The sequence below is a fragment of the Pseudoxanthomonas jiangsuensis genome (assembly GCF_010093185.1).
Taxonomy (GTDB): domain Bacteria; phylum Pseudomonadota; class Gammaproteobacteria; order Xanthomonadales; family Xanthomonadaceae; genus Pseudoxanthomonas; species Pseudoxanthomonas jiangsuensis.
Map to the genome: position 1 here is coordinate 46,175 of NZ_PDWL01000012.1, position 23,468 is coordinate 69,642.

Here is a 23,468-nt window from a genome sequence, read left to right on the forward strand (position 1 = left end):
CCCGCTTGCTCATCACCGATGGTTGCGCCGCGGACTCAGGAGCGCACCGGCACCAGGGTGATCTCCACCCGGCGATTGGCGGCGCGGCCGGCCTCGGTGTCGTTGCTGGCGATCGGATGGCGCTTGCCGGCGCCGACGGTGATGAAGCGCTGCGGGTTCAGGCCCTGGGCGACCAGGTACTGGGTGACCGCGTTGGCGCGCTGCTCGGACAGGCGCTGGTTGACCTCGTCGCTGCCGACGCTGTCGGTATGGCCGGCGACCTCGACCACGGTCTGGTCGTATTCCTTCATCACCCCGGCCACGTTGTTGAGCACCGGGTAGAACTCCGGGGCGAGGTTGGAGCTGTTGAAGGCGAAGGTGATGTTGCCCGGCATGTTCAGGGTGATGTTGTCGCCCTGGCGGCTGACGTCCACGCCGCTGCCCTGCAGGCGCTCGCGCAGGGCCGCCTGCTGGCGGTCCTGGTAGTTGCCGATGGCGCCACCGGCCAGGCCGCCGACGCCGGCGCCGATCAGCGCGTGCTGGCGCCGCTCGACCGCGCTGTCGCCGGTCAGCAGGCCGGCGGCCACGCCCAGGCCTGCGCCGATCAGCGCGCCCTTGCTGGTCCGGTTCATCTGCTGCTGGCCGGTATAGGGGTCGGTGGTCTGGCAGCCGGCGGCCAGCGCGGCGACCAGGGCGGCGGTACCGATCAGGGTCAGGCTCTGCTTGCGGATCTTCATGGACACGCTCCTGTGCGGTGAAGGGTCCGCGCGCCCGGCAGGGCCGCGGATGGGCGGCATCCTACGGCAGCCATTGTGAGCGGCAGGTGTCCACGTGGACCGCGATCCGGCCATGCATGGGCCAGGCGGGCGCGCCCTACTCGAACACCCCGATCGCGTCGTTGGCCAGGTTGTCGAAGCGGGTGTACTCGCCGAAGAACTTCAGCTTCAGCGAACCGGTCGGGCCGCTGCGGTGCTTGCCGATGATGATCTCGGCCAGGCCCTTGTCCGGCGAGTTTTCCTTGTTGTAGTACTCGTCGCGGTAGATGAAGGTGATCATGTCCGCGTCCTGCTCGATCGCGCCCGACTCGCGCAGGTCGGCCATCACCGGGCGCTTGTCGGTGCGCGTCTCCAGCGAGCGGTTGAGCTGGGACAGGGCGATCACCGGCACGTTCAGCTCCTTGGCCAGGGCCTTGAGCGAGCGGCTGATCTCGGAGATCTCGGTGGCGCGGTTCTCGCTGTTGCCCGGCACCTGCATCAGCTGCAGGTAGTCGATCACCACCAGGCCCAGGCCGTGCTCGCGCTTGAGCCGGCGGCACTTGGAGCGCAGCACGTCCGGCGACAGGGCCGGGGTGTCGTCGATGAAGATCTTGGTTTCCTTGAGCATGCGGATGGCGCTGGTCACCCGGCTCCAGTCCTCGTCCTCCAGCTGGCCGGTGCGCAGGCGCTGGGCGTTGACCCGGCCGTTGGAGGAGATCAGGCGCAGGGCCAGCTGCGCGGCCGACATTTCCATCGAGAACACCGCCACCGCCTTCTTCGACTTGATCGCGGCGAACTCGGCGATGTTCAGGGCGAAGGTGGTCTTGCCCATCGCCGGGCGCGCGGCCAGGATGATCAGGTCGGTCGGCTGCAGGCCGGCGGTCATGTTGTCGAATTCGGTGTAGCCGGTCGGCAGGCCGGTGATGTTGCCGCCGCTCTCGAAGCGCTTCTGCAGCACCTCGAAGGCGTCGCGCAGGGCGGTGTTGAGCCCCGTGAAGTCGGTGCGGCCGCGGGCGCCGGCCTCGGCGATGGCGAACACGTCCTGCTCGGCCTTGGCCAGCAGCGCGGCGCTGTCGCGGCCTTCGGGCTGGAAGCCGTCGTTGACGATCTCGGTACCGACCTCGATCAGCTTCCGCAGGACCGCCTTGTCGCGCACGATCTCGGCGTAGGCGCGGATGTTGGCGGCCGAGGGCGTGGTGGTGGCCAGCTCGACCAGGTAGGCGCCACCGCCGATCTGCTCGGAGAAGCCCTGCGAGTCGAACCATTCGCCCAGGGTGACCGCGTCGAACGGCTGGTTCTTCTCGGCCAGCTCGCGGATGGCGCGGTAGATCAGCTGGTGGTCGCGGCGGTAGAAGTCGCGCTCCACCAGCACGTCGCCGACGGTGTCGTAGGCCTCCGGCGCCAGCATCAGGCCGCCGAGCACGGCCTGCTCGGCCTCGACCGAATGCGGCGGCACCCGCAGCTGGTCGATGCGGGCATCGCCGCGCTCCTGGCGGTCGCCTCGTTCGTTGCGGAAACCCGGGCGTGCGGACATCGGTGCGGTGGACTCCTGGCGGCTCCGCCGGGCCGGCGGCGGATCGCGGGTTGCAAGGTGGACAGCCGGAGCGGCCATCCTAGTCGGCCCGTCCCCCGGGGGGTTGCAGATAACCCTGTGCATAACCGGTGGGAATCTCACCGGCCGCGATGGCCGGCGCCCGGAAACACGAAGGGCGCCTCGCGGCGCCCTCCGGGTACTGCTTGCGCGGGCCGATCAGGCTTCCGGCTCGACCACGACCTTGACCGTGGTCTCGACGTCGGCGTGCAGGTGCACCAGGACGTCGAACTCGCCGACATGGCGGATCGGGCCTTCGCCCAGGATCACTTCGCTCTTCTCCAGCGGCAGGCCGGCGGCGGTGAAGGCCTCGGCGATGTCGCGCGGGCCGACCGAGCCGTACAGCTTGCCTTCGGTGGAGGCGTTGGCCTTCAGGGTGACGCTGGCGCCTTCCAGCTTGGCCAGGCGGCCCTGGGCGCCGTCCAGCAGCGACTTGGCCTTGGCCTCGTACTCGGCGCGCTTGGCCTCGAACTCGGCCAGGTTGGCGGCGGTGGCCGGCACGGCCTTGCCCTGCGGGACCAGGAAGTTGCGGCCGTAGCCCGGCTTCACGCTGACCTTGTCGCCCAGGTTGCCCAGGTTGGTGACCTTCTGCAGAAGGATCAGTTCCATCGTATTGCTCCTCTATCCGTTAGCGGCGCGCGTGGGCGCCGCAACGATCGCTGTCCGGATTGGACGGTATTAGACGTCGTGGTTGTCGGTGTACGGGATCAGGGCCAGGAAGCGGGCGCGCTTGATCGCGGTCGACAGCTGGCGCTGGTAGCGCGACTTGGTGCCGGTGACGCGGCTCGGGACGATCTTGCCGTTCTCGGTCAGGTACTGGCGCAGGGTGTTGAGATCCTTGTAATCGATCTCCTTGACGCCCTCGGCGGTGAACTTGCAGAACTTGCGGCGGCGGAAGAACTTGGACATGGGTGTGCTCCTGGAAGGGTCGATCAGGCGGCTTCGGCGTTGTCGCCGTCGGTGTCGGCGGCGGCAGTGGTGCCCTCGCCTTCCTCGTCACGGCGGCGGCGCTCGCCACGCTCGGGCTTGTCGCCCTTCTCGTCCTTGGTCTTCATGATCAGCGACTGCTCGGTGTCCGGGCCGTCGCGGCGGATGACCAGGTGGCGCAGGATCGCGTCGTTGAAGCGGAAGGTCTCGACCAGTTCGTCGATGGCGGCCTGGCCGACCTCGACGTTGAACAGCACGTAGTGGGCCTTGACCAGGTTCTGGATCGGGTAGGCCAGCTGGCGGCGGCCCCAGTCTTCCAGGCGGTGGATGGTGCCGCTGGCGTTCTCGATCAGCGACTTGTAGCGCTCGATCATCGCCGGCACCTGCTCGCTCTGGTCCGGGTGGACCAGGAACACGACTTCGTAATGACGCATGGTGTTTTCCTCGTGGATGCGGCCCTTGCGGGCCTGGCAGCCCCCCGTCGATCCGGCACGGACGCGGTGGGGCAAGGTCTCCCGGGCGCCTTGGCGGGCGCAGGGAGCCGGAAATTATGCCGGTTCAGGCACTTGGGTGCAAATGGACCCACCTCAGCCCTTGCCCGGCCCCCGCTTCCGCTCCGCGATCCAGGCCCGGATATGGGTCTCCAGGGTCTCCAGCGGCACCGAGCCGGTCTCCAGGACCGCGTCGTTGTAGTCGCGCAGGTCGAACGCCGGACCCAGTTCACGGGCCGCCTCCCCGCGCAGTTCGGAAATTTTCAGCTGACCGATCTTGTAGGCCAGGGCCTGGCCCGGCCAGGCGATGTAGCGGTCGATCTCGTTGACCACGTCCTGCTCGGTCTTGGGCGAGTTGTCCATGAAGTAGTCGATCGCCTGCTGCCGGCTCCAGCCCTTGGCATGCATGCCGGTGTCCACCACCAGCCGCACCGCCCGCCACATGTCGTAGGCCAGCTGGCCCACGCGGTCGTAGGGGTCCTCGTACAGGCCCATGTCGTAGCCCAGGCGCTCGGCGTACAGGCCCCAGCCCTCGCCGTAGGCGACGAAGTAGGCGGTGCGGCGGAACATCGGCAGGTCCGGCAGTTCGGCGCCGCGGGCGAACTGGAAGTGGTGGCCGGGCACGGCCTCGTGCAGGGACAAAGCCAGCATCTCCCACTTCGGCCGCACTTCCGGCCTGTACAGGTTGACGTAGTAGTAGCCGGGGCGGCTGCCGTCGACCGCGCCGGGCTGGTAGTAGGCGGTGGTGGTGTCGGCGGCGATGTTGTCCGGGATCGGGCGCACGCCGTAGGGCAGCCGCGGGAGGGTGCGGGCGATCTTCACCAGCTCCGGGTCGATCCGCTTGGACAGGGCCTGGTAGGCCTCCAGCAGCTCGGCCGGGGTGCGGTGGAAGAACTTCGGATCGGTGCGCAGGTGCCGGAAGAAGGCGTGCAGGTCGCCCTGGAAGCCGACCTCGGCGCGGACCTTCTCCATCTCGGCGCGGATCCGCGCCACTTCCTCCAGGCCGATCCGGTGGATCCGCTCGGCGTCCAGGTCGGTGGTGGTGTACCAGCCGGCGAGGAAGTCGTAGAAGGCCGACCCGTCGGGCAGGTCGGTGGCGGCGATGCTGTCCCGGGTCTTCGGCAGGTAGTCCTGCTCGAAGAAGCGGCCGAACTCGCGGTAGGCCGGCACCACCTGCCCGGCGATGGCCGCGCGCGCCTGCGCCCGCAGGGCCTCCTGCTCGGCCGCCGGGATCGCCTCGGGCATCTTCAGGAACGGCTTGTAGAACGGGCTGGCGGCCGGGTCGGCGACCAGCTGGCCGCGGATCTGCGCCGGCACCCTCTGCATCAGCACCTTCGGCGGCAGGCTGCCGGCCTCGATCCCGGCCCGCATGAGGGCGGTGGTCTGCTCCAGCAGCCGCGGCAGGGCCTGCAGCCGCGCGATCCAGTTGCGGTAGTCGGCGGCGGTGGCGAACGGCAGCAGCTCGGCGATGCCGTCGGCGGTCTGCACCCCGCCCTGGTGGCCCACCGGCTGCAGGTATTCGCGGAAGCGCTGGCGCGCCACCGCCCGCTCCTGCAGCCAGGCGAAGGTGTCGTAGTTCAGCTGGTCGGCCGGCGACAACGCGGCGCGGTCGATCCTGCGCAGCTCGGCCAGGGCCTGGCGGTCGGCGGCCTCGCGCCGGGCGACGGCGGCCAGGCTCATGTCGGTCCAGCGGTCGTCGTAGCGGTGGTCGCCCTGGTAGGCCGCGTTCTCCGGCGATTCGCGCAGTCCGCGTTCCCACTCGGCGTCGAACAGGCGGTGCAGCGCGCTGGCCGCGGCGCTGCGCGTCTCGGCCGCGGGCGCGGCGGCGGGTGCGGCGAACGCGGGGAAGCAGCAGGCCGCCAGGGCGGCGGCAAGGAGGGCGCGGCGCATCGGGACTCCGGACAGGGCGTGAAGCCGCCAGCCTAGCGCGGAGGGGGCCGGCGTGGTCGTGCCGGAGGTCCGGTGGCCTCAGCCCGGCCCGGTGGTGAAGCTCTCGCCGCAGCCGCACTCGGCCGTGGCGTTCGGGTTCCTGAAGACGAAGGTCTCGGTCAGACCCTGGCGGGCGAAGTCGATCTCGGTGCCGTCCACCAGCGGCAGGCTCTGGGCGTCGACGAAGATCCGCACCCCGTCCTGCTCGAACACCTCGTCGTCCTCGCGCCGGTCACGGGCCAGGTCGGCGGTGTGGCCCCAGCCCGAGCAGCCGGTGCGGGCCACGCCGAAGCGCAGGCCCAGCGCGGCCGGGTCGCTTCGCAGGAAGCGCTGCACGCGCTCCAGGGCGACGGGGGTGAGGGTGATGGCCATGGGCATGTCTCCAGCAGGTGCGCGGCGATTATAGGACGGAGCGCCGGCCGGGCCGCGGCTCCATTGCCGTTCCGGGTGGAATGCAGCGGCCCGCCGGCCTCGCGCCGGCAAGGCCGCAGCCGCTACACTTCCGCCTCTTTCACGATATCGGGCCCAGGCCAGAAGGATTCAAGCCATGACGGTGGTCAGCGTCGAACATGCGCTCGCGGGCAAGGTCGCCGCCGGCGGCGAGGTCACCGTCCGCGGCTGGGTGCGCACCCGGCGCGACTCCAAGGCCGGCCTTAGCTTCGTCAACGTCAGCGACGGCTCCTGCTTCGCCCCGATCCAGGTCGTGGCCCCGTCCACCCTGGCCAACTACGAATCGGAAGTGAAGCACCTGACCACCGGCTGCTCGGTGATCGCCACCGGCACCCTGGTGGCCTCGCAGGGCCAGGGCCAGAGCTTCGAGATCCAGGCCCAGGCGATCGAGGTGGTCGGCTGGGTCGAGGACCCGCTGACCTACCCGATGCAGCCCAAGCAGCACTCGCTGGAGTACCTGCGCGAGTTCGCCCACCTGCGCCCGCGCACCAACCTGTTCGGCGCGGTCACCCGGATCCGCCACTGCCTGGCCCAGGCCGTGCACCGCTTCTTCCACGAGCGCGGCTTCTACTGGATCAGCACCCCGATCATCACCACCTCCGACGCCGAGGGCGCCGGGCAGATGTTCCGGGTCTCGACCCTGGACCTGGCCAACCTGCCGCGCGGCAAGGACGGCGAGATCGACTTCGCGCGCGACTTCTTCGGCAAGGAGACCTTCCTCACCGTCTCCGGCCAGCTCAACGTCGAGGCCTACGCCCTGGCCCTGAGCAAGGTCTACACCTTCGGCCCGACCTTCCGCGCCGAGAACTCCAACACCACCCGGCACCTGGCCGAGTTCTGGATGATCGAGCCGGAGATCGCCTTCGCCGACCTGGCCGCCGACGCCGACCTGGCCGAGGATTTCCTCAAGTACCTGTTCCGCACGGTGCTGACTGAGCGCGCTGACGACATGGCCTTCATCGCCGAGCGGGTGCAGAAGGACGCGGTGACCAAGCTGGAGGCGTTCATCAACGCCCCGTTCGAGCGGATCGACTACAGCGATGCGATCACGCTGCTGCAGAAGTCCGGCAGGAAGTTCGACTTCCCGGTGGAATGGGGCCTGGACCTGCAGACCGAGCACGAACGCTGGCTGACCGAGGAGCACGTCGGCCGCCCGGTGGTGGTGATGAACTACCCCGAGCACATCAAGGCCTTCTACATGCGCCTCAACGACGACGGCCGCACCGTCGCGGCGATGGACGTGCTGGCCCCTGGCATCGGCGAGATCATCGGCGGCAGCCAGCGCGAGGAGCGGCTGGACGTGCTCGACGCGCGCATGGCCCAGTTCGGCCTCGATCCGGAGCATTACCAGTGGTACCGCGACTTCCGCCGCTACGGCGGGGTGCCGCACGCCGGCTTCGGCCTGGGCTTCGAGCGGCTGGTGGTCTACGTGTGCGGGCTGAGCAACATCCGCGACGCGATCGCCTACCCGCGCGCGCCGGGCAGCGCCGAGTTCTAGCATGCCAATCCCTCGCCAGAGCCCGCACATCCCTGTGCGGACTTTCCACCCATGATCCTGTTCTTCGCCCTGTGCTTCTTCGGCGTGGCCATCGCCGGCGCCACCGCGTTCGCGATCTTCTGGCCGCTGACCCTGGTCCACATCCGCGACCGCCACGCCGGCAGCGCGGCCGACTTCGGTTCCGGCGCCTTCCTCGATCCGGGCGCCCTGCGCTGGCTGCTGGGCGGCGGCTACCGCGCCCTCGGCGACCGCTCGCTGAGCGGGCTGGCCACCCCGGCACGGGTCGCGCTGACCACCCTCCTTCTCGGCCTGTCGCTGGCCGGCCTGCTGTGGCTGGCCGCGGAGCTCCTCGCATGAACGACCACCTGCCTTCCTTCGCCGACGCCCTGCCCACCTGGTGGATCGCCGTGCTCGGCCGCCCCCTGCACTGGGCGCGGCTGCGCGAGCGCGAGGGCGGCACCGCCGAGGTGCTCGACCACGAAGGCAACCTGCACGCCTACGACAGCCAGGACACCGCCCGCTCGATGCTGCTGGACGCCGGCTACGTCGAGTTCGACGGCATCGACGAGGACGACGCGCTGGAGCGCGGCTTCTCCCTGGACGAGGTCGCCCCGCCCCGCGCCGGCAGCGATGCCGAACTGGTCGGGCTGATGACGGTGAACCTCGGCCGCCGCTCCTGAAGGGTGCCGCGAGCATGTACACGCCCCGCGCCTTCGCCGAGGACGACCCGTACGCGCTGGACCGGCTGCTGGCCCGCGATCCGTTCGTCACCCTGGTCACCACCGGCGGCGACGGCCTGCCGTTCGCCTCGCACCTGCCGGTGCTGCATGCCCGCGACGGCGAGGGCCTGCTGCTGGAAGGCCACTGGGCTCGGCCCAACCCGCAGGCCGGCCATGCCGGGCCGGCACTGGCCATCGTCCACGGGCCGCACCACTACATCTCGCCGGAGTGGTATCCGGACAAGGGCGAAACGGCGCGGGTACCGACCTGGAACTACGCCGTCGCCCACCTCTACGGCGAACTGCAGCCTTTGCACGACGAAGACGCGCTGGCCTCGATCGTCGCCCGCCTCGGCGAGCGCTTCGAGTCCGCCGTCGGCGGCCGCTGGCACTACGACCACGACGACCCGCGCGAGCGCGCCCAGCTGCGCGGCATCGTCGGCTTCCGCTTCCGGGCCGCGCGGATCGAGCTGAAGTTCAAGCTCAACCAGAACCATCCCGCGGCCAATGTCCAGGGCGCCATCGATGGCCTGCGCGGCCTGGGCGGCGCAGACGCCGCGGAAGTGGCAGGGCTGATGGCCGAGCGCCTGGCCCGCCGCGAGCGCTGAAGCGGTCGCATACGCAACCTTCTGCGTGTCCCCGATGGAGGCTCGCGTCTGTGATAATGCGGCCATGGCCGACGAACTGAACGAACTGATCCGCCGCAACCACGCCTGGTCCGAGCGCATCCGCGCCGAGGATCCGGAGTTCTTCTCGCGGCTCTCCCAGCAGCAGGCGCCCGAATACCTGTGGATCGGCTGCTCCGATTCGCGGGTGCCGGCCAACCAGATCATCGACATGGCTCCGGGCGAGGTCTTCGTCCACCGCAACGTGGCCAACGTCGTGGTCCACACCGACCTCAACTGCCTGTCGGTGATCCAGTTCGCGGTGGACGTGCTCAAGGTCAAGCACGTGCTGGTGGTCGGCCATTACGGCTGCGGCGGCGTCTACGCCGGCCTGACCCGGCAGCGCCTGGGCCTGGTCGACAACTGGATCCGGCACGTCAGCGACGTGGCCGAGCGCCACACCGAATGCCTGCACGCGGCCGGCGGCACCGGCGTCCAGCACGCGCGCCTGTGCGAGCTCAACGTGCTCGAGCAGGTGGTCAACGTCTGCCAGACCACCATCGTCCGCGACGCCTGGGCGCGCGGCCAGGGACTGACCGTGCACGGTTGGGTCTACAGCCTGCGCGACGGCCGCGTCCACCACCTGGGTATGGACATCGATTCGATCGACTGCCTGGGTTCCAAGTACGAGGCCGCCCTCGCCCGGATCCAGCAGGACCGCGAGGAACGCTGACCCGCCGCACCGCGCGCGGCAAACACCGGAAAACCGCCCATGCTGCCCGCCCCGCTCAACCTGCAGGCCTGGATCGAGGAACACCGCCACCTGCTCAAGCCGCCGGTCGGCAACAAGTGCATCTACGCCGGCGACTTCATCGTGATGGTGGTCGGCGGCCCGAACGCGCGCACCGACTTCCACTGGGACGAGGGCCCGGAGTGGTTCTACCAGCTCGAGGGCGAGATGGTGCTGCGGGTGCAGGAGCATCCGGACGGCGGCCCTGGCGCGGTGCGCGACATTCCGATCCGCGCCGGCGAGATCTTCCTTTTGCCGCCGCGGGTGCCGCACTCGCCGCAGCGCATGCCCGGGGGCGTCGGCCTGGTGGTCGAGCGCCGGCGCCTGGCGCACGAGGACGACGGCCTGATCTGGTACTGCGAGCAGTGCAACCACAAGCTGTACGAGGAATTCTTCCACCTGCGCGACATCGAGCAGGACTTCCCGCCGGTGTTCGACCGCTTCTACGGCTCGGCGCAGCGCCGCACCTGCAGGCACTGCGGCCACCTCAACCCGCGCCCGGCCCGCTACGATCCACAGCCCGATACCCTGGCCGACATCACCTGAGCGCACCGCCCAGGCCGCACCCGCAGACGCCATGACCCAGGCCCGCACCCACGCCATCGCCCTGGACGCCGCCGATCCGCTGCGCCCATTCCGCAACGAGTTCCTGATCCCCAAGCACCGCGACCGCGAGCAGGTCTACTTCGTCGGCAATTCCCTGGGCCTGCAGCCGCGCGGCGCGCGCGCGCAGGTGCTGGAGGTGCTGGACAAGTGGGCCGGCGAGGCGGTCGAGGGCCACTTCAGCGGCGACACCGCCTGGATGCACTACCACGCCCTGGTGCGCGAGCCGCTGGCGCGGCTGGTCGGCGCGCAGCCGCAGGAAGTGGTGGCGATGAACACGCTGACGGTGAACCTGCACCTGATGCTGGCCAGCTTCTACCGCCCCACCCGCGAGCGCCCGGCGATCCTGCTCGAGGCCGGCGCCTTCCCCTCCGACCGCCACGCGGTGGAATCGCAGATCCGCCTGCATGGCTTCGACCCGGCCACCGACCTGGTCGAGGTTCAGCCGGACGAGCCAGCCGGCACGATCTCCATGGCCGCGATCGAACGCGCCATCGCCGAGCACGGCCCGCGCCTGGCGCTGGTGCTGTGGCCGGGCGTGCAGTACCGCACCGGCCAGGCCTTCGACCTCGCCCAGATCGCGCGCCTGGCCCACGCCCAGGGCGCGGTCGCCGGCTTCGACCTGGCCCATGCGGTCGGCAACCTGGCGCTGGACCTGCACGATGCCGATGCCGACTTCGCGGTGTGGTGCCACTACAAGTACGTCAACGCCGGGCCCGGTGCGGTAGCCGGCTGCTTCGTCCATGACCGCCACGCGCGCGCCGACCTGCCACGGCTGGCCGGATGGTGGGGCCACGAGGCCGCGACCCGGTTCCGGATGGCGCCCGAGTTCGTGCCGGCGGCCGGGGCCGAGGGCTGGCAGCTGTCCAACCCGCCGGTGCTGGCGCTGGCGCCGCTGCGCGCCTCGCTGGAGCAGTTCGACCGCGCCGGCGGCATGGCCGTGCTGCGGGCCAAGTCGGAGAAGCTGACCGGCTTCCTCGACCAGCTGGTGCGGGCGCGCCTGGCCGACACCCTGGAGATCGTCACCCCCGCCGAACCGGCGCGCCGCGGCGCCCAGCTCTCCCTGCGCGTGGCCGGCGGCCGCGAGCGTGGGCGCGAACTGTTCGATTACCTGCGCGACACCGGCATCCTCGGCGACTGGCGCGAACCGGACGTGATCCGGATCTCCCCGGCCCCGCTCTACAACCGCTACTCCGACGTGCTGCGCTTCGTCGAGGAAGTGGAGCACTGGCGTGGGGTCTGAACCGGGAATGGGCGCGCGCGAACTGACCCTGATCGGCGCCGGCCTGGCCGGATCCCTGCTGGCGGTGCTGCTGTCGCAGCGCGGCTGGAAGGTGACCGTGTACGAGCGCCGCGGCGATCCGCGGATCAAGGGCTACGAGTCCGGGCGCTCGATCAACCTGGCCCTGGCCGAGCGCGGCCGCCATGCCCTGCGCGCGGCCGGGGTCGAGGATGCGGTGATGCGCCAGGCGGTGATGATGCGCGGACGCATGATCCACGGCCTGGACGGCTCCCTGCAACTGCAGCGCTACGGCCGCGACGATTCGGAAGTGATCTGGTCGGTGCACCGCGCCGACCTCAACATCACCCTGCTGGAGGCGGCCGAGCGCGCCGGCGCGACCATCCACTTCCACCGCCGCCTGCACACGGTGGACTTCGACGCCGGCTACGCCCGCCTGATCGACGACCGCGACGACCAGCCGCACGACATCCGCTTCGCCACCCTGATCGGCAGCGACGGCGCCGGCTCGGCCCTGCGCGCGGAGATGGTGCGCAAGGCCGGCTTCGGCGAGCGCACCGAGTTCCTCGACCACTCCTACAAGGAACTGACCATCCCGCCCACCGCGGACGGCGGCTTCCGAATCGAGGCCAACGCCCTGCACATCTGGCCGCGCGGGCGCTACATGTGCATTGCCCTGCCCAACGACGAGGGCACCTTCACCGTCACCCTGTTCTTGCCGAACCAGGCCGCGCCGGGTTCCGGCGACCCCTGTTTCGCCAGCGTGCGCAGTGGCGCGGAAGTGCGCGCCCTGTTCGAGCGCGACTTCGCCGACGCCCTGCCGCTGATTCCCGACCTGGAGCGCGACTGGGAGCAGCACCCGCCCGGCCTGCTCGGCACCCTGTACCTGGATCGTTGGCACCTGGACGGGCGCGCGGTGTTGCTGGGCGACGCGGCGCACGCGATGGTGCCGTTCCACGGCCAGGGCATGAACTGCGCCTTCGAAGACTGCGTCGCCCTGGCCGACGCGATGGATGCGCACGTGGGACTGAAGGACGCCTTCGCCGCGTTCGAGGCCCGGCGCAAGCCCAATGCCGCGGCGATCCAGGCCATGGCCCTGGAGAACTACGTCGAGATGCGCGACCGGGTCGACGATCCGGACTTCCTGCTCCAGCGCGAGCTCGAACTGGCCCTGCAACAGCGCCACCCGAACCGCTTCGTCCCGCACTACACCATGGTCACCTTCATGCGTACGCCGTACGCGGTGGCGCTGGAGCGCAGCGAGATCCAGCGGGCGATCCTGGTCGCCGCCACCCGCGGCCGCCGCGACCTGGAGGGCCTGGACTGGGAAGCCCTGGCCCGAACCGTGCACGAGCAGTTGCCGGTGCTGGAAGGCGCGGGCTGAGGCGGACATGGCCGACAGCTTCCTGTTCTACGACCTGGAGACCTTCGGCGCCGATCCGCGCCGCAGCCGCATCGCCCAGTTCGCCGCGGTCCGTACCGACGCGCAGCTGAACCCGGTCGAAGAGCCAGTCAGCCTGTTCGTGCAGCCTGCCGAGGACCTCCTGCCCTCGCCGGTGGCCAGCCTGATCACCGGCATCACACCGCAGCAGGCATTGCGCGAGGGCGTGCGCGAGGCCGAGGCCGCCGCGCGGATCGTCGAGGAGATGGCCCGCCCCGGCACCTGCACCCTGGGCTACAACTCGCTGCGCTTCGACGACGAGTTCGTCCGCCACACCCTGTTCCGCAACTTCTTCGATCCCTACGAGCGCGAGTGGCGCGGCGGCAACTCGCGCTGGGACCTGCTCGACGTCCTGCGCCTGGCCCATGCCCTGCGCCCGGACGGGATCGAGTGGCCCAGACGCGAGGACGGCGCCACCTCGTTCCGGCTCGAGCACCTGGCCCTGGCCAACGGCGTGCGCCAGGGCGATGCCCACGAAGCCCTGTCGGACGTGTGGGCCACCGTCGGCCTGGCCCGGCTGCTGCGCCAGTCGCAGCCGCGGCTGTGGGAGTACGCGCTGAAGCTGCGCGACAAGCGCCACGCCGCCGGCCTGCTCGACACCTTCGCCATGCAGCCGGTGCTGCACGTCTCCCAGCGCTACCCGGCCAGCCGCCTGTGCGCTGCCGTGGTCCTGCCGCTGGCGGTGCATCCGACGGTGTCCAACCGGGTGATCGTGTTCGACCTGGACGGCGACGCGGACGCCCTGCTGGACCAGACCGCCGGCGAGATTGCCGACCGCCTCTACACCCCGGTGGCCGACCTGCCGCCGGGCGTGAGCCGGGTGCCGCTGAAGGAAGTGCACCTGAACCGCTCGCCGATGCTGGTGCCGTGGGCGCATCTGCGCGCGGCCGACTTCCAGCGCCTGGGCCTGGACGCCGACGCGCTGCAGGCGCGGGCCGAGCGCCTGCGCGCGCACGCGCCGGAACTGGCGGAGAAGGCGCGGCAGGTGTTCGCCGGCGGCCGCCAGGACGGCGAGGTCGACGTCGATGCTTCGGTCTACGCCGGCTTCTGCGGCGACGGCGACAAGCGCCTGTGCGCCCAGGTGCGCGCCACCGCGCCGGCGGAGCTGGGCACGCGCGCCTTCGACTTCCGCGACGGCCGCCTGCCCGAGCTGCTGTTCCGCTACCGCGCCCGCAACTGGCCGCAATTGCTGACGGCCGACGAACGCCAGCGCTGGGACGACTACCGCCGCCGGCGCCTGCTCGAGGACAGCGGCCTGTCCGAGTACACCTTCGCCGGCTACCACGCGCAGATCCAGGCCCTGCGCGCCACCCATGCCGGCGACGGCGCCAAACTGGTCCTGCTGGATAGGCTGGAGCAATGGGGCCGCGACCTGCAAGACCGACTGTGAGCACCCCGCCGTGAGCACCTACTTCAGCGACGCCAGCTTCAAGTTCCTGCGCGGGCTGGCCCGGCACAACGAGAAGGCCTGGTTCGAGGCCCACCGCGCCGACTACGAGGCGCACGTGCGCCAGCCGTTCCTGCGCCTGATCACCGACCTGCAGCCGGCGCTGGCCAGGATCAGCCCGCACTTCCGTTCCGATCCGCGCACCGTCGGCGGCTCGCTGTTTCGGATCCATCGCGACGCGCGGTTCTCCAACGACAAGTCGCCGTACAAGTCCTGGCAGGGCGCACGCCTGTTCCACGAGCGCCGGCGCGAGGTGGCCGCGCCCTCGTTCTACGTCCACCTGCAGCCGGGCGAGAGCTTCGTCGGCGCCGGCCTGTGGCATCCGGAGACCCACACCCAGCGCAAGGTGCGCCAGTTCATCTTCGACAACCCTGGCGCCTGGAAGAAGGCCGCGCACGATCCGAAGCTGCGCCGCCGCTTCGCCCTGGACGACAGCGAGGTACTGAGCCGCGCACCACGCGGATTCCCGGCCGAGTTCGAGTTCATCGACGACCTCAAGCACCGCAACTGGGCATTCCTGCGGCCGCTGGACGATGCCACCATGACCGGCCCGCGCCTGCGCGCCACGGTCGAGGCCGATCTGGTCACGCTGGCGCCGTTCGTCGATTATCTGTGCGCCGCCCTGGACCTGGAGTTCTGACATGGATCCGCGCCCTGCCCCGCCACGCCGCCCCCGCCGCCTGCGCTGGATCGTGGCCGGGACGGCGCTGCTCCTGCTCGCTCTGCTGGCCTGGATCGCCGCCGGCCCCTGGCTGGCGGTACGCGGGATCGAACGCGCGGTGGCCGCGCGCGACACCGCCGCGCTCGCGCGCCACGTCGATTTCCCGAAGCTGCGGGTGAACCTGAAGGCCCAGCTCGACGACCGCCTGGTCCGCGCCGCCGGCCCGGACGTGGCCGGCAACCTGTTCGGCGCGATCGCCCTGGCCGCGGCCGGCAGTGCCACCGGGATGGCGGTGGACACCCTGGCCACGCCCGCCGGGATCGCCGCCCTGCTCCAGGGCCATGTGGTCTGGCAGCGCGCCCAGGGCCGCACCGTGGACGGCGACGCCTGGGGCGACACCGCGCCGGCGCGGCCGCTGCACGAGGCGCGGCTGCGCTACGAATCGCTGTCGCGCTTCAGCGCCACGGTCCAGCACCCGGACGGGCGCAGCACCGTGTTCGTGCTGCAGCGCCAGGGCCTGCGCTGGAAGCTGGTGGACATCCGCCTGCCCGACGACCTGTCGTCCTGGCTGCGCTGAGCGCGCCGCGCCGGTCCGGCCGCGGCTACTGACCGCCGCACCGCGTCGGCTGCGTTGTTCCCGTTGTCCCGTGTCGTCGTCGGCACCGCGATCGGCCGAGGCGCCGGCGGCGACATCCCGTACTTGCACACCTGCAATGGAGAGCGGAAGGCATGGATACCGGATTCAGGCGCGAAACGACCGGGGCGATGTGGACGCAGCTTGCGGCACGCCTGCAGGTGGACTTGCCGGCGCTCAAGGCGGTGGCCGAGGTGGAGTCGGCCGGCCACGGCTTCCTGCCGGCACCGGACACCCGGCCCAAGGTGCTGTTCGAAGGCCATGTCTTCCACCGCCTCACCGCCGGCCGCTACGGCGCCAGCCACCCCAACCTCAGCTATCCGAAGTGGGACCGGCGCCAGTACTCCGGCCGCCTGGCCGGCGAATGGAAGCGCCTGGACAAGGCCGCCGCGCTGGACCCGGTGGCGGCGATGCAGTCGGCCAGCTGGGGCGCGTTCCAGATCATGGGCTTCAACTACGCCCTGTGCGGCTTCGACAGCGTCGGCCGCTTCGTCGAATGCCAGGCCTCCGGCGCCGACGGCCAGCTGGAAGCCTTCGCCAACCTGCTCGCGCGCCCCGGCTCGCCGCTGATCGCACCCTTGCGGCGGCACGACTGGGCCACGTTCGCCGCGCTCTACAACGGCAAGGACTACCGCCTCAACCGCTACGACGAGAAACTGGCCGCGGCCTACGCGCGCCATGCCGGAGGTCGCGTGGCCAGGACCGCACGCGGCGCTGGAAGCGAACGCGGGCGTGCGGCCGCCACACGCGCGCCCTCCCCGCGCAGCCTGGTCGCCCCCGGGCGGCCGCAGCCGGCGCCGCTGGAGATGCTGGAGCAGACCCGCACCGGAGCGACCCGCCGGCGCAACACCCGGGTGTTCAACGTGCGCCCGGACGCGGTCGACCTGCGCGACTGGGAGTACCAGCCGCCGGTGACCTCGGCCCCGCGCGATGTCTGCTATCCGCCCGACACCCGCCCGATCCTGGACCAGGGCCTGACCTGCGCCTGCACCGGCTATGCCCTGGCCACCGTGATCGAGTACCTGCTGGTGCGCGCGCAGAGGCACGTGGAGACGATCTCGCCGCACATGCTCTACAGCATGGCCCGGCGCTACGACGAATGGGCCGGCGCCGACGACGGCCCGGACGACGACACCGGCTCGTCCCTGCGCGGCGGGCTGAAGGGCTGGCTGCGGCACGGCGCCAGCAGCGCCCGGCTGTGGCCGAAGCCGCCGATGCCCGCGCCGCGGGCCGACGCCGGCGAGGACTGGTGGACCGACGCGATCAAGCGCCCGCTCGGCGCCTACTACCGGATCGATCCGCGCTCGCTGCGCGACATGCACGTGGCCATCGACCAGGTCGGCGCGCTGTACGCCAGCGCCTTCACCCATGGCGGCTGGGAGGAACTGCTGGCCGGGGCCGCGATGCCGCGGCCCGAGGATCCGGCCGACCTGCCGCTGATCCGCCGGGCCAAGGGCAGCCCCGACGGCGGCCACGCCTTCGCCATCGTCGGCTATACCCGCGAGGGCTTCGTCGTCCACAACTCCTGGGGGCCAGCCTGGGGCAAGGGCGGGCTGGCGGTGCTGCGCTACAGCGACTGGCTGGACAACGCGATGGACTGCTGGGTCGCGCAGCTGGGCGTGGTCACCGCCGAGCACGAGGCGATCGCCGACGCGACCACGCTGCGCACCGACGCCAGCCGCAAGGCGGTGGTGTCCGGCAACCCGATCCTGGCCGCGCACGAGCTGTCGCCGTTCATCATCAACATGGAGAACAACGGCCGCCTGAGCCAGCGCGGCCAGTTCCGCACCCAGCCGGCGGACGTGGACGCCTTGCTGCGGATCCACTTGGCCGAGGCCTGCCGCAAGTGGGGCATCCGGTCCAACCAGGCGGTGGACGTGGCGATCTACGCCCACGGCGGCCTCAACGACGAGGAAGCGGCGGCCGAGTCCGCGCGGCTGTGGGTGCCGCGGCTGTACGACGAGAAGATCTTCCCGGTGTTCCTGATGTGGGAGACCGGGGCGATCAAGACCATCGGCAACATGATCGAGGACCGGCTGGCGCCGGAGCAGGCCCGCGCCTCGGGTGCCTTGCAGAGGTTCAAGGAACAGTGGAAGGAATGGTGGAACCAGCGGATCGAGGGCATCGCCCGGCCGCTGGGCCGGCCGCTCTGGAACGAGATGAAGGAGAATGCGGCCAGGATCAGCAGCAACCCGGACTCGGGCGTGCGCATGCTGCTGGACCTGTACAAGGCCAACGCCGGGGCCTACGGGCTGCCGAAGCTGCGCCTGCACCTGGTCGGCCACTCGGCCGGCGCGATCCTGCATTCGCACCTGGGCGCGACCGCGATCGCGGCCGGATTCGACCTGCGCTCGGTCAGCCTGCTGGCGCCGGCGGTGCGGGTGGACGAGTTCGACCGGACCCTGGGCAAGGCGGCATTGAAGACAGGGACCAAGCTGCTGGTGGCGCATCTGACCGACGCGGCCGAGCGCGCCGACCCGACCTGCAAGCCCTACGGCCACTCGCTGCTGTACCTGGTGTCGCGCTCGTTCGAGGACCGCAAGGAGACGCCTTTGCTGGGGCTGGAACGCGACCTGGCGCCGGCGCGGGCGACGATGCCCTGGGGCGCGCAGATGATGGCGGTGGCGAGCCCGCAGTCGGACGTGGTGCGGCTGCCGAGCGCGACCTCCCCATTGGAGGGCGGTGGCAGCCGGCCGGCGGAGGCGACCACGCATGGCAGCCTGGACGACGATCCGGCTTTGCAGAGGCTGGTACTCGAGCTGATCCGGAAGGCGTGAGGCCTTTCTGTGGCGGGACGGCGACGTCCGAGCCGCCCGCGTAACTCACCTTCAGGTGGCGAGCGAAACGCCGACGCGCCCTTCAGCGGCGGGCCGACCGCACGCGTCTTCCATCCTTGCGTTGCGCAGTCGCGCGACTTTGCACGAACTCCGGGAAGGTCTCCGCCAGCGGCGCCGTGTCCGGCAAGATGTAGAACACCCCGCCCCGCTCGAACGTGGGACGGATGATCCGCTCGTAGAACTCGGGCGAGACGTTGATGCAGCCATGGGTGACGCGATTGTCGTCCGGCGCAGGCGATGCGAGGCGTTCGGCGCGCTTCTCGGCCGGCACGCCGGTAGCCGTGGGGTGGATGGAGACCGCGGAATCGTAGTCCACCCACAACACGCGCCCGGCGTCGATCGATGGGCCGAAACCGCCCACGAAGCGACCGGCAGGCGTCGTGCGATCACGGCCCGGAATTTCGCGGAGCGCGAGGCCGGCGACGCCGGGGGCCGTATGGTCGCCGCTCGCCGAGCCGAACAGCCCGGGGGCCGCGCCGCGGAGCCGGCCGTCGCCGCCGAACACCAGGATCTGTGCAGCGGCCTTGTCCATGACCGCGAACGGATAGCCCTGGTTGTCCCTGCTTGCGATGGCCCAGCCGGCGAGCTCGATCACCGTGTCGGACACTTCCTGGCCTTGCGGAAGCTGGTCGATGGCAGCCACCGCTTGCGCGGCGGCATCCTCGGCGCTGGCCGCGTCGAAACTCGCCAGCGCCAACACCAGCGCGCCGCACGCGGCCCGGATCGAAGGATGCATGCACATGCGCAGGGGACGGCTCCTCATAACGAAAACTGGCTCAAAGAGAGACCGGTGGCCAGCAGGGGCCACCGGGTCCCGGGTTCAAATCGTTCGTCGCAGATCGTGCAGGAACGATTAACCGCGCGGCGTGCGGCGCGGTGCCGCTTCAAGCTGGCGCACACGGCCTTCAATCTGGTCCAGCCGCTGGTTGGCCTGCTGCGCGGATTGATTGGCGGATTCGGCGCTCTGGGCCGCCCCCTGCACCCTCGTGTCGAGTTGATCGAGGCGCGAGTTGATCGTTGCGAACTCGTCGTCATAGGTGGCACAGCCGGAAAAGCCCAGGGTGACGACGATCGCCACGCCGAGCGTACGCGCCACCGCCCAATGCTGCTTGGTCAGATGCATTCCAACTCCTCCTTCGTCTGGGGTTTCGGGAATATAGCGGCCTTTTCGCCGGGGCCATCAGCCGCCTTCAGCTGGAGTTGGAATAGGTGGAGGGATTGTGAAGATGCGATAACCCATGGCGATTCCGCCGGTCCCAAAAGAAAAACGCCCGGCATTGCCGGGCGTTTTTTTGCTGCAGTACAGTGGATCAGGCCGCGACGGTCTTCGCCACGTCCTGGTATTCCTCGATCTGGTCGAAGTTCATGTAGCGGTAGATCTCCGCGCCCTTCTCGTTGATCACGCCGATATCGGCCATGTACTCGGCCTTGGTCGGGATCCGGCCCAGGCGCGAGCAGATCGCGGCCAGTTCCGCCGAGCCCAGGTAGACGTTGGAATTGCGGCCCAGGCGGTTGGGGAAGTTGCGGGTCGAGGTGGAGAACACGGTGGCGCCCTCGCGCACCTGGGCCTGGTTGCCCATGCACAGCGAGCAGCCCGGCATCTCCATGCGCGCGCCGGCGGTGCCGAAGGTGCCGTAGTGGCCTTCCTTGGTCAGCTCGCTGGCGTCCATCTTGGTCGGCGGCGCGACCCACAGGCGAGTCGGGATGTCGCGCTTGCCTTCAAGCAGCTTGGCGGCGGCGCGGAAGTGGCCGATGTTGGTCATGCACGAACCGATGAACACCTCGTCGATGGTCGCGCCGGCCACGTCGGACAGGGTCTTCACGTCGTCCGGGTCGTTCGGGCAGGCCACGATCGGCTCGTGCACGTCGGCCAGGTCGATCTCGATCACCGCGGCGTACTCGGCGTCGGCATCGGGTTCCAGCAGCTGCGGGTCGGCCAGCCACTCCTCCATCTTCCTGATCCGGCGCGCCAGCGAGCGCGGGTCCTGGTAGCCCTCGGCGATCATCCACTTCAGCAGGGTGATGTTGCTGTTGAGGTATTCGATGATCGGCTCCTTGTCCAGGCGCACGGTGCAGCCGGCGGCCGAGCGCTCGGCCGAGGCGTCGGACAGCTCGAACGCCTGCTCCACCTTCAGCTGCGGCAGGCCCTCGATCTCGAGGATGCGGCCGGAGAAGATGTTCTTCTTGCCCTGCTTGGCCACGGTCAGCAGGCCCTGCTTGATCGCGTACAGCGGGATCGCGTTGACCAGGTCGCGCAGGGTCACGCCCGGCTGCATCTGGCCCTTGAAGCGCACCAGCACACTCTCGGGCATGTCCAGCGGCATGACGCCGGTGGCGGCGGCGAAGGCGACCAGGCCCGAGCCGGCCGGGAACGAGATGCCCACCGGGAAGCGGGTGTGCGAATCGCCGCCGGTGCCGACGGTGTCGGGCAGCAGCATGCGGTTGAGCCAGCTGTGGATCACGCCATCGCCCGGACGCAGCGAGATGCCGCCGCGGGTGGAGATGAACTCCGGCAGGGTGTGGTGGGTCTTGACGTCCACCGGCTTGGGGTAGGCGGCGGTGTGGCAGAACGACTGCATCACCAGGTCGGCGGAGAAGCCCAGGCAGGCCAAGTCCTTCAGCTCGTCGCGGGTCATCGGCCCGGTGGTGTCCTGCGAACCGACCGAGGTCATCTTCGGCTCGCAGTAGGTGCCCGGGCGCACGCCCTGGCCCTCGGCCAGGCCGCAGGCGCGGCCGACCATCTTCTGCGCCAGCGAGAAGCCCTTGCCGGAATCGGCCGGCTGCTGCGGCAGGCGGAACAGGTCCGAGGCCGGCAGGCCCAGCGATTCGCGCGCCTTGGCGGTCAGGCCACGGCCGACGATCAGCGGGATGCGGCCGCCGGCGCGCACCTCGTCGAACAGCACTTCGGACTTGACCTGGAATTCGGCGATGACCTCGCCGTTCTTGATCGCCTTGCCGGCGTACGGCTGCAGCTCGACCACGTCGCCGTGCTCCATCTGCGACACGTCCAGCTCGATCGGCAGGGCGCCTGCGTCTTCCATGGTGTTGTAGAAGATCGGGGCGATCTTGGAGCCCAGGCAGACGCCGCCGAAGCGCTTGTTCGGGATGTAGGGGATGTCCTGCCCGGTGAACCACAGCACGCTGTTGGTCGCCGACTTGCGCGAGGAACCGGTGCCGACCACGTCGCCGACGTAGGCCACCAGGTGGCCCTTCTTCTTCAGGTCGAGGATCGCCTGCACCGGACCGCGCTTGCCGTCCTCTTCCGGCACGAACGGGGCGCCCTCGCGCTTGTTCTTCAGCATCGCCAGGGCGTGCAGCGGGATGTCCGGGCGGGTGGTGGCGTCGGGAGCCGGCGACAGGTCGTCGGTGTTGGTCTCGCCCGGCACCTTGAACACGGTGATGGTCAGGCTCTGCGGCACTTCCGGGCGGCTGGTGAACCACTCGGCGTCGGCCCAGCTGCGCAGCACGGCCTGGGCATTGGCATTGCCGGCCCTGGCCTTCTCCTCCACGTCGTGGAACTGGTCGAACACCAGCAGGGTGTTCTTCAGGCCGTCGGCGGCGATCGCCCCGACCTGGGCGTCGTCCAGCAGTTCGATCAGCGGATGGACGTTGTAGCCGCCGAGCATGGTGCCCAGCAGCTCGGTGGCGCGCTCGCGGCTGATCAGCGCGTTGGTTTCGCTGCCGAAGGCCAGCGCGGCCAAGTACGAGGCCTTGACCTTGGCCGCGTCGTCCACGCCCGCCGGCACGCGGTGGGTGATCAGCTCGACCAGGAACTGCGCCTCGCCGGCCGGCGGGTTCTTCAGCAGTTCGATCAGGTCGGCGGTCTGCTGCGCGGACAGCGGCAGCGGCGGGATCCCGAGCGCGGCGCGCTCTGCGGCGTGGTGGCGGTAGGCTTCCAACATGGGGGATTACTCCGGGAAAACGGCGGTGGTGTGCTTTGTCGTCCCCGCGCAGGCGGGGAGACGGTTTTCAGGTGGCCTTGGGCACGATGACCTTCAGGCCCTTGTAGTAGTCGCGGAAAAAACCGGCGTCGCGGGTGATCAGCGCGTCGCACTGCAGCAGTGCGTGCGCGCCGACGAGGAAATCGGCGACCACGCGCTCGCGCTTGCCGCCACGGGCGCGGAAGCGCTGACCCATGTGCCCGGCACGCATGGCCGCCGTCTCGGAAAGCGGTTCGTAGCGGATGCCCAGCGGCGACAGCATGTCCATGAGGTTGTCGGCGGTGTCGAGCATGGCCTGCACCTCGGCCACCACCGCCTCGCAGACGACCACGTCGTCATGCGCCAGCGCCTCGCCGATGCAGGCTTCCGACGATTCGGCGTAGGTGCTGTCCCCGATCAACAGGTCGATCAGGACATTGGAGTCGAGCGCGATCACGTGCGGTCGTCCGGCTTCCAGTCCGAAGGATCGCGCAGCACCTCGAACGGCTCCAGCGGATCGCCGGGCGCGCGTCCACGAATGGCGCGCATGGCCTCATCGGTGCTGGTGAATCCCTCCGCCAGCCTGAGACTGCCGCGCACCTTGCGCAGTGCCTCGCTCACGTCCTTGCGCAGGATGATGCGGCCGCCATCCAGTTCGACCTTGAGCACGCTGCCCTTGCTCAGGCCCAGCGCGTCGCGCACGGCCTTGGGCAGGGTGATCTGGCCACGCTCGGCGACGGTGGCTTCCATGGGAAGCTCCTCCACATGACGGGGTATGCGGCAATGATACATACCATCCCATGCATACTCAAACCGGCATGGCGATCCGGGCGGACAATGGCCCGGCCCGGTTCGCCGTCCCTGGCCGTCCGGGAACCTGCCACCAAGGGCGAATTGCCGCGACCACGGACCTGTCATCCAATCGGGCCGATAATGGCCTGAACCCTTCAG

General features: G+C 70.2%; 24 protein-coding genes. 12 read left to right on the plus strand and 12 right to left on the minus strand.

Annotated elements, in window-relative coordinates; translation table 11 throughout:
* Nucleotides 1-35: 35 nt before the first annotated feature.
* The 7 genes from CSC62_RS09130 to CSC62_RS09160 form a co-directional block, all read right to left on the minus strand.
* Nucleotides 36-716: a YiaD family glycine zipper/OmpA-like lipoprotein gene (locus CSC62_RS09130; protein WP_162405877.1), complete on the minus strand. Its 681-nt coding sequence runs from the start codon at nt 714-716 to the stop codon at nt 36-38.
* 136 nt (nt 717-852) lie between these two features.
* On the minus strand, nt 853-2,268 hold the full coding sequence (locus CSC62_RS09135; protein ID WP_162405878.1) for a replicative DNA helicase: 1,416 nt from the start codon (nt 2,266-2,268) through the stop codon (nt 853-855).
* 216 nt (nt 2,269-2,484) lie between these two features.
* A complete protein-coding gene (gene rplI / locus CSC62_RS09140) occupies nt 2,485-2,934 on the minus strand; it encodes a 50S ribosomal protein L9 (RefSeq protein ID WP_162405879.1) in 450 nt (149 codons plus the stop codon).
* A gap of 69 nt (nt 2,935-3,003) precedes the next feature.
* Entirely contained in the window at nt 3,004-3,234 is a 231-nt protein-coding gene (gene rpsR / locus CSC62_RS09145) for a 30S ribosomal protein S18 (protein WP_052633502.1), read from the minus strand.
* Nucleotides 3,235-3,257: 23 nt separating this feature from the next.
* Complete coding sequence (gene rpsF / locus CSC62_RS09150) at nt 3,258-3,686, minus strand: 30S ribosomal protein S6 (protein ID WP_162405880.1); 429 nt, start codon at nt 3,684-3,686, stop codon at nt 3,258-3,260.
* Nucleotides 3,687-3,839: 153 nt separating this feature from the next.
* Nucleotides 3,840-5,633 (minus strand): DUF885 domain-containing protein, encoded by a 1,794-nt coding sequence (locus tag CSC62_RS09155; RefSeq protein ID WP_162405881.1) that lies wholly within the window; start codon nt 5,631-5,633, stop codon nt 3,840-3,842.
* 78 nt (nt 5,634-5,711) lie between these two features.
* Nucleotides 5,712-6,044 (minus strand): HesB/IscA family protein, encoded by a 333-nt coding sequence (locus CSC62_RS09160; RefSeq protein ID WP_162405882.1) that lies wholly within the window; start codon nt 6,042-6,044, stop codon nt 5,712-5,714.
* A 175-nt stretch (nt 6,045-6,219) separates the two neighbouring features.
* Here CSC62_RS09160 and asnS point away from each other — a divergent pair, with 175 nt between their 5' ends.
* The 12 genes from asnS to CSC62_RS09220 all read left to right on the plus strand — a co-directional run bounded on the left by asnS (nt 6,220) and on the right by CSC62_RS09220 (nt 18,537).
* Nucleotides 6,220-7,620 carry an asparagine--tRNA ligase gene (gene asnS / locus CSC62_RS09165; protein ID WP_162405883.1) on the plus strand — a complete coding sequence of 467 codons (1,401 nt, stop codon included), beginning with the start codon at nt 6,220-6,222 and terminating at the stop codon, nt 7,618-7,620.
* A 51-nt stretch (nt 7,621-7,671) separates the two neighbouring features.
* Nucleotides 7,672-7,977, plus strand: a complete 306-nt coding sequence (locus CSC62_RS09170; protein WP_162405884.1) for a hypothetical protein — start codon at nt 7,672-7,674, stop codon at nt 7,975-7,977.
* Complete coding sequence (locus CSC62_RS09175; protein WP_162405885.1) at nt 7,974-8,300, plus strand: hypothetical protein; 327 nt, start codon at nt 7,974-7,976, stop codon at nt 8,298-8,300. Before CSC62_RS09170 ends, CSC62_RS09175 begins: the two co-directional genes overlap by 4 nt.
* 14 nt (nt 8,301-8,314) lie before the next feature.
* Nucleotides 8,315-8,947 (plus strand): FMN-binding negative transcriptional regulator, encoded by a 633-nt coding sequence (locus tag CSC62_RS09180; RefSeq protein ID WP_162405886.1) that lies wholly within the window; start codon nt 8,315-8,317, stop codon nt 8,945-8,947.
* Nucleotides 8,948-9,011: 64 nt separating this feature from the next.
* Nucleotides 9,012-9,677, plus strand: coding sequence for a carbonate dehydratase (gene can / locus CSC62_RS09185; RefSeq protein ID WP_162405887.1), 666 nt, complete (start codon nt 9,012-9,014; stop codon nt 9,675-9,677).
* A 39-nt stretch (nt 9,678-9,716) separates the two neighbouring features.
* Complete coding sequence (locus CSC62_RS09190) at nt 9,717-10,280, plus strand: 3-hydroxyanthranilate 3,4-dioxygenase (protein ID WP_162405888.1); 564 nt, start codon at nt 9,717-9,719, stop codon at nt 10,278-10,280.
* Nucleotides 10,281-10,311: 31 nt separating this feature from the next.
* A complete protein-coding gene (kynU, locus tag CSC62_RS09195; RefSeq protein ID WP_162405889.1) occupies nt 10,312-11,580 on the plus strand; it encodes a kynureninase in 1,269 nt (422 codons plus the stop codon).
* A 7-nt stretch (nt 11,581-11,587) separates the two neighbouring features.
* Entirely contained in the window at nt 11,588-12,961 is a 1,374-nt protein-coding gene (locus tag CSC62_RS09200; protein WP_162405890.1) for an FAD-dependent oxidoreductase, read from the plus strand.
* A gap of 7 nt (nt 12,962-12,968) precedes the next feature.
* Nucleotides 12,969-14,408 (plus strand): exodeoxyribonuclease I, encoded by a 1,440-nt coding sequence (gene sbcB, locus CSC62_RS09205; RefSeq protein WP_162405891.1) that lies wholly within the window; start codon nt 12,969-12,971, stop codon nt 14,406-14,408.
* Nucleotides 14,409-14,418: 10 nt separating this feature from the next.
* A complete protein-coding gene (locus CSC62_RS09210; protein WP_162405892.1) occupies nt 14,419-15,105 on the plus strand; it encodes a DUF2461 domain-containing protein in 687 nt (228 codons plus the stop codon).
* Nucleotide 15,106: 1 nt separating this feature from the next.
* Nucleotides 15,107-15,703: a DUF2939 domain-containing protein gene (locus tag CSC62_RS09215; RefSeq protein ID WP_162405893.1), complete on the plus strand. Its 597-nt coding sequence runs from the start codon at nt 15,107-15,109 to the stop codon at nt 15,701-15,703.
* Nucleotides 15,704-15,891: 188 nt separating this feature from the next.
* Complete coding sequence (locus CSC62_RS09220) at nt 15,892-18,537, plus strand: N-acetylmuramidase domain-containing protein (RefSeq protein WP_162405894.1); 2,646 nt, start codon at nt 15,892-15,894, stop codon at nt 18,535-18,537.
* Nucleotides 18,538-18,619: 82 nt separating this feature from the next.
* Here the strand turns inward: CSC62_RS09220 and CSC62_RS09225 are convergent, their stop codons facing one another.
* From CSC62_RS09225 to CSC62_RS09245, 5 genes are all read right to left on the minus strand, one after another.
* Complete coding sequence (locus tag CSC62_RS09225) at nt 18,620-19,333, minus strand: hypothetical protein (protein ID WP_162405895.1); 714 nt, start codon at nt 19,331-19,333, stop codon at nt 18,620-18,622.
* Nucleotides 19,334-19,450: 117 nt separating this feature from the next.
* Nucleotides 19,451-19,720: a hypothetical protein gene (locus CSC62_RS09230; protein ID WP_162405896.1), complete on the minus strand. Its 270-nt coding sequence runs from the start codon at nt 19,718-19,720 to the stop codon at nt 19,451-19,453.
* A 187-nt stretch (nt 19,721-19,907) separates the two neighbouring features.
* On the minus strand, nt 19,908-22,499 hold the full coding sequence (gene acnB / locus CSC62_RS09235) for a bifunctional aconitate hydratase 2/2-methylisocitrate dehydratase (protein ID WP_162405897.1): 2,592 nt from the start codon (nt 22,497-22,499) through the stop codon (nt 19,908-19,910).
* Between the two features lie 67 nt (nt 22,500-22,566).
* Nucleotides 22,567-22,974, minus strand: a complete 408-nt coding sequence (locus tag CSC62_RS09240; RefSeq protein WP_162405898.1) for a type II toxin-antitoxin system VapC family toxin — start codon at nt 22,972-22,974, stop codon at nt 22,567-22,569.
* On the minus strand, nt 22,971-23,267 hold the full coding sequence (locus CSC62_RS09245) for an AbrB/MazE/SpoVT family DNA-binding domain-containing protein (RefSeq protein WP_162405899.1): 297 nt from the start codon (nt 23,265-23,267) through the stop codon (nt 22,971-22,973). The genes CSC62_RS09240 and CSC62_RS09245 overlap by 4 nt, the downstream gene beginning before the upstream one ends.
* Nucleotides 23,268-23,468 lie beyond the last annotated feature (201 nt).

Bases quoted from the DNA above. Each gene is read 5' to 3' on its own strand.
- CSC62_RS09175 (WP_162405885.1), top strand. From the start codon at position 7,974: ATGAACGACCACCTGCCTTCCTTCGCCGACGCCCTGCCCACCTGGTGG.
- CSC62_RS09155 (WP_162405881.1), bottom strand. From the start codon at position 5,633: ATGCGCCGCGCCCTCCTTGCCGCCGCCCTGGCGGCCTGCTGCTTCCCC.
- CSC62_RS09215 (WP_162405893.1), top strand. From the start codon at position 15,107: ATGGATCCGCGCCCTGCCCCGCCACGCCGCCCCCGCCGCCTGCGCTGG.
- CSC62_RS09135 (WP_162405878.1), bottom strand. From the start codon at position 2,268: ATGTCCGCACGCCCGGGTTTCCGCAACGAACGAGGCGACCGCCAGGAG.
- CSC62_RS09225 (WP_162405895.1), bottom strand. From the start codon at position 19,333: ATGCATCCTTCGATCCGGGCCGCGTGCGGCGCGCTGGTGTTGGCGCTG.
- CSC62_RS09200 (WP_162405890.1), top strand. From the start codon at position 11,588: ATGGGCGCGCGCGAACTGACCCTGATCGGCGCCGGCCTGGCCGGATCC.
- CSC62_RS09160 (WP_162405882.1), bottom strand. From the start codon at position 6,044: ATGGCCATCACCCTCACCCCCGTCGCCCTGGAGCGCGTGCAGCGCTTC.
- asnS (WP_162405883.1), top strand. From the start codon at position 6,220: ATGACGGTGGTCAGCGTCGAACATGCGCTCGCGGGCAAGGTCGCCGCC.
- CSC62_RS09130 (WP_162405877.1), bottom strand. From the start codon at position 716: ATGAAGATCCGCAAGCAGAGCCTGACCCTGATCGGTACCGCCGCCCTG.
- CSC62_RS09190 (WP_162405888.1), top strand. From the start codon at position 9,717: ATGCTGCCCGCCCCGCTCAACCTGCAGGCCTGGATCGAGGAACACCGC.
- CSC62_RS09220 (WP_162405894.1), top strand. From the start codon at position 15,892: ATGTGGACGCAGCTTGCGGCACGCCTGCAGGTGGACTTGCCGGCGCTC.
- sbcB (WP_162405891.1), top strand. From the start codon at position 12,969: ATGGCCGACAGCTTCCTGTTCTACGACCTGGAGACCTTCGGCGCCGAT.
- can (WP_162405887.1), top strand. From the start codon at position 9,012: ATGGCCGACGAACTGAACGAACTGATCCGCCGCAACCACGCCTGGTCC.
- CSC62_RS09245 (WP_162405899.1), bottom strand. From the start codon at position 23,267: ATGGAAGCCACCGTCGCCGAGCGTGGCCAGATCACCCTGCCCAAGGCC.
- rpsR (WP_052633502.1), bottom strand. From the start codon at position 3,234: ATGTCCAAGTTCTTCCGCCGCCGCAAGTTCTGCAAGTTCACCGCCGAG.
- CSC62_RS09230 (WP_162405896.1), bottom strand. From the start codon at position 19,720: ATGCATCTGACCAAGCAGCATTGGGCGGTGGCGCGTACGCTCGGCGTG.
- CSC62_RS09180 (WP_162405886.1), top strand. From the start codon at position 8,315: ATGTACACGCCCCGCGCCTTCGCCGAGGACGACCCGTACGCGCTGGAC.
- rplI (WP_162405879.1), bottom strand. From the start codon at position 2,934: ATGGAACTGATCCTTCTGCAGAAGGTCACCAACCTGGGCAACCTGGGC.
- kynU (WP_162405889.1), top strand. From the start codon at position 10,312: ATGACCCAGGCCCGCACCCACGCCATCGCCCTGGACGCCGCCGATCCG.
- rpsF (WP_162405880.1), bottom strand. From the start codon at position 3,686: ATGCGTCATTACGAAGTCGTGTTCCTGGTCCACCCGGACCAGAGCGAG.
- acnB (WP_162405897.1), bottom strand. From the start codon at position 22,499: ATGTTGGAAGCCTACCGCCACCACGCCGCAGAGCGCGCCGCGCTCGGG.
- CSC62_RS09170 (WP_162405884.1), top strand. From the start codon at position 7,672: ATGATCCTGTTCTTCGCCCTGTGCTTCTTCGGCGTGGCCATCGCCGGC.